Origin of the sequence: Methylocaldum sp. (genome assembly GCF_039794385.1) — a bacterium.
Classification (GTDB): Bacteria; Pseudomonadota; Gammaproteobacteria; order Methylococcales; family Methylococcaceae; genus Methylocaldum.
Genome location: NZ_JBDIVO010000413.1, coordinates 1 through 3,650, shown reverse-complemented (window position 1 = coordinate 3,650; position 3,650 = coordinate 1). Strand labels below are relative to the sequence as shown.

Annotated in this window: 5 protein-coding genes; 1 reads left to right on the top strand and 4 read right to left on the bottom strand. The window is 60.9% G+C overall.

The window, feature by feature from the left end; all coding sequences use genetic code 11:
• The coding region (locus ABJK70_RS21825; RefSeq protein WP_347259118.1) for an RES family NAD+ phosphorylase at positions 1 to 448 on the bottom strand (448 nt) is incomplete at its 3' end.
• Complete coding sequence (locus tag ABJK70_RS21820) at positions 448 to 912, bottom strand: antitoxin Xre/MbcA/ParS toxin-binding domain-containing protein (RefSeq protein ID WP_347259117.1); 465 nt, start codon at positions 910 to 912, stop codon at positions 448 to 450. The genes ABJK70_RS21820 and ABJK70_RS21825, both read right to left, overlap by 1 nt.
• Positions 913 to 1,371: 459 nt before the next feature.
• Between ABJK70_RS21820 and ABJK70_RS21815 the strand changes: the two genes are divergently transcribed.
• The gene (locus tag ABJK70_RS21815; protein ID WP_347259116.1) at positions 1,372 to 2,064 is read left to right on the top strand and encodes an SOS response-associated peptidase; all 693 of its coding nucleotides are present in this window, start codon (positions 1,372 to 1,374) and stop codon (positions 2,062 to 2,064) included.
• On the opposite strand, the gene ABJK70_RS21810 is transcribed toward ABJK70_RS21815, so the two are convergent.
• On the bottom strand, positions 2,061 to 3,374 hold the full coding sequence (locus tag ABJK70_RS21810; protein ID WP_347259115.1) for a Y-family DNA polymerase: 1,314 nt from the start codon (positions 3,372 to 3,374) through the stop codon (positions 2,061 to 2,063). The two genes, ABJK70_RS21815 and ABJK70_RS21810, sit on opposite strands and share 4 nt — an antisense overlap.
• Positions 3,364 to 3,650 (bottom strand): translesion error-prone DNA polymerase V autoproteolytic subunit (gene umuD, locus ABJK70_RS21805; protein ID WP_347259114.1); only part of this gene is annotated, 287 nt, incomplete at its 5' end. The genes umuD and ABJK70_RS21810, both read right to left, overlap by 11 nt.

Below are 3,650 nucleotides of genomic sequence, written 5' to 3'. Positions count from 1 at the left end.
TAAAAAGACGTCCATCGAAAGGATAACGATCCACGGCCGAAATGCGGAGTTGAGTGCTGTCCGGATGGAGCGGGTTAAGCAGGACATTGACGGTATACGGGACGATGGCACTCGGCACGAGCAGGGCCACACTGTCCATGCCTTTTAACCAGGCATCCCCGAGCGATCGCGTCAATTCCGGGCGTGTCCGCCAGTCATCGGGTAACGATTCGACGTCGAGCTCTTTTCGAACCACGGTGTCCGGCAGATCGATCGACAGCAATTGATAGCTCTCCGGCAAATCGTCGGGGTCATCGATCTCCAGATGAACCAGCACTTCGAGGAGTGCGGTTCCCGGATTCTCCGCACAATAAACAATGGGGCTACCGCGGCTGTGCCAGCGCCCGCCGGCCCGAATCCCGCCGCTGCCACGGAGATCCGCATAGTTGCTGATGCGCCAAATGCGCATCAGGCGGCAAAGCCCTCATCGATTTGAATCAGGTATTCTTCGATGATCCGCCCACCCAACTCGGTGGACAGGATCTCCATCGGAGTGCGGTGGTCAAGCCGCTTGAGGGGTTTGCGGAGCCAGCGAAGGGCTTTGTCGCGATTGCCGAAGACGGTTTCCGCCAACGCGACGAGCCGAGCCATTCGGAGGGCCCGGTCGGATTCATCGGGCGACAAGGGTTGCTGCTGGGCACGCCGGTGGGATAAGGTGCGGGGCGGCAACACCATGGCCAGTTCCTTCGCCGTCAAGCCTTCCTCGGCGAGCTTGTCGAGAACTGTCGGCGGCATCCGGAGCGGGACTTCGCGAATCAAATCCTCCTCCGAGGTCAAGCGTCCGGGGAAATCGAGCAGGGTGCCTAAACGTGCTAGAAAATCACCGTAGCGGGATCCGCTGGACTCGGATGCGGTGTTGGAGCGGGAAGTCATCGTCTGTCGTCCTCTAAGCAATATGCCAATAGGTTAGCGGCATCTTGCCAATGATTCAAGCGCCACCCTGTGTCAGAGCGTTTTCGATGCCGGCGCCCAATACCGCGCCGAAATCTCGATCCGATGACGCCTGTTTGAAACACCGACGAACACTTATCCACTGTCAAGTCTTGACCGTGTGACGGCATGTCAGCTTTGGCTGACACCGTGTCGGTAACTCATTGATTCATCGTTCTGTAATACATGATCCCCGAAAAATCAAGTACATAGTATAAAAACAACCCGGAGGGCCGTGGTTGAGCAGAACGTAATCAGCCGAACCAAAAGCCCGTTACGATGGGCAGCAGCTTAGTTCATCCCCATATTTATCCACAGGGTTATCCACGCAAACTGTGGATAGTAATTCTACGTATATTCCCTGAATAGGATCTTCTGCTCAGGCGCGGTTACAATCTCCTCATGTGCGGTCGTTTTGCCCAATACACCGATCCCCGAAGACTGGCGCGGCGGTTCGAGATTTTGGAAACCGAGATCCGGGTTTTCGACGCCCGGCCTCGGTATAACGTGGCGCCCACTCAGCCGGTCTTGGCGGTGCGGCTCGATGACGAAGGTGAGCGGGAACTGGTGGCGCTCACCTGGGGCCTTCTGCCGTTCTGGGCCAAGGAATCGAAGCTGCCTTACTCGACCCTCAATGCCCGGGCGGAGACGGTGGCCGAGAAACCCGCTTACCGGCAGCCCTTTCGGAAACGCCGTTGCCTTATCCCTACGGATCTTTTTTTCGAATGGCGAGCCGAAGGGACCGGCAAACAGCCTTTTGCGATCGGGCTTCAATCCGGCGAGCCGTTCGCCCTGGCGGGGCTCTGGGACCGCTGGGACGGTGAGGGACAACGCATCGAATCCTGCACGATTATCGTGACGGTGGCGAATCCCCTCATGGCGACGATCCACGACCGCATGCCGGTCATCTTGCCGCCGTCCACCTATGACGTGTGGCTCGACCCTAAAACACCCCTTGAGACCGCCAAGGCCCTGCTGCAGCCCTATGCGGCGGAGCCCATGCGCCTGTATCCGGTGAGTCGCCGGGTGAACAGCCCGAGGAACGACGATCCCTCGCTCGTTGAGCCAGAACCTCAGACAAAAGCCCTCTTTTAGGCTCGCACTACCGGCAGCTGATCCCAGCGGCTGGTGTAAGCAGGTGAAAGATTCCCCCGACGCATGCGCCAGGTCTGTTGAATGCCTTCCGAGGCGATCCAGAGGGTGCCCCGGCCCATCCTCTGGTTGAGCTGGTCGAGCGTGGCCATGAGCTTCCCGCGGTCGGCTCGAGCGGCGTGTTCCCTCGTGGGGTCCGGCGCCTCCGGGAATAAATCCCCCTGTTCGACCGTGGCTGGGGACAAATCGAACAGCATGATGCCGGCTTTCTGATAGCGGTAGTGGGGCCGGTAGATCCGCCGCAGCCCCAAGAGTGCGGCACGGATCAGCCCCAGGGTGTCCGCACTCGGTCTTGCGAATCGGACCGTGGTGATCGGATGGTATTGCGGCGCCTTCGGATCGAACGGGTTGGTCTTGAGAAAGACGGCGAGCGTGCCCGCGACGGAATCCTGAGCCCTGAGCTTTTCGGCGGCGCGCGCCGCATAGGCACTGACCGCCTGCTCGAGGTCGTCGAGGCGGCTGACCAGCTGACCGAAGCTCCGCGAGGAGACGATTTGCTGCTTGGGCGGCGGCGCGTCCTCGAGATCAATCGAGGCGATCCCTCGAAGTTCCAGCGCCGTTCGCTCCAGCACCACCGAGAACTGCCGGCGGATCCAACCGGAATCGACCTGTTTCAGGTCGAGTGCCGAACGAATCCCGAGGGCCCGGAGCTTTTGAGCCCAGCGGGGGCCGACGCCCCACACATCGCCCACCTCGAGCCGTTTGAGATAGACGTCCTGGATCGTTTTGGGCAGGGCGAGGAGATTACAGACGCCCTGAGCCTTAAAATCGGGGTGTTTCTTGGCCAGCCGGTTGGCGGCCTTGGCGAGGGTCTTGGTGGCGCCGATCCCGACCCCGACCGGAATTCCGACCCACTGCTTGACCCGCCGTCGAAGATCCATGGCGAGTCCCGTCAAATCGAACCGATGGAACCCGGTCCACTCGAGGAACGATTCATCGATCGAATACATTTCCTGCCGATCGGAAAACTGCCCGATCACCGCCATCATGCGCTGGCTGAGCTCCGCATAGAGGCCGTAATTGGAGGAATAGGCGATGCCGCCGGCCCGCTCGAACGCTGGCCGAATCCGGAAGTAAGGCGCCGCCATCGGCACCCCCAGGGCTTTGGCCTCCTCAGAGCGGGAGACGACGCAGCCGTCGTTGTTGGAGAGGACCACGACCGGTTTCCCCTCGAGCTTGGGGTTGAAGACCCGCTCGCAGGAGACGTAGAAGGCATTCCCGTCGATCAGGGCAAAGACCCGGTCAGACCGCATGAATGACGTGTTTCACCACGCCCCAGACGATGCAATCGAGCCCCTCGGTCAGTTTGAGCGGGGCATAGGCCGGGTTTTCGGGCTCGAGCCAGGCTTCACCCTCGCGGAGCGCCAGGCGCTTGACCGTGAGTTCGCCATTGACGACGGCGATGACGATCCGCCCGTGACCGGGTTCAAGGGCGCGGTCCACCACCAGGAGATCCCCGTCCCGGATGCCGGCGCCCTCCATCGAGTCGCCCTTCACCCGGACGAAGAAGGTGGCGGCGGGATGATAGA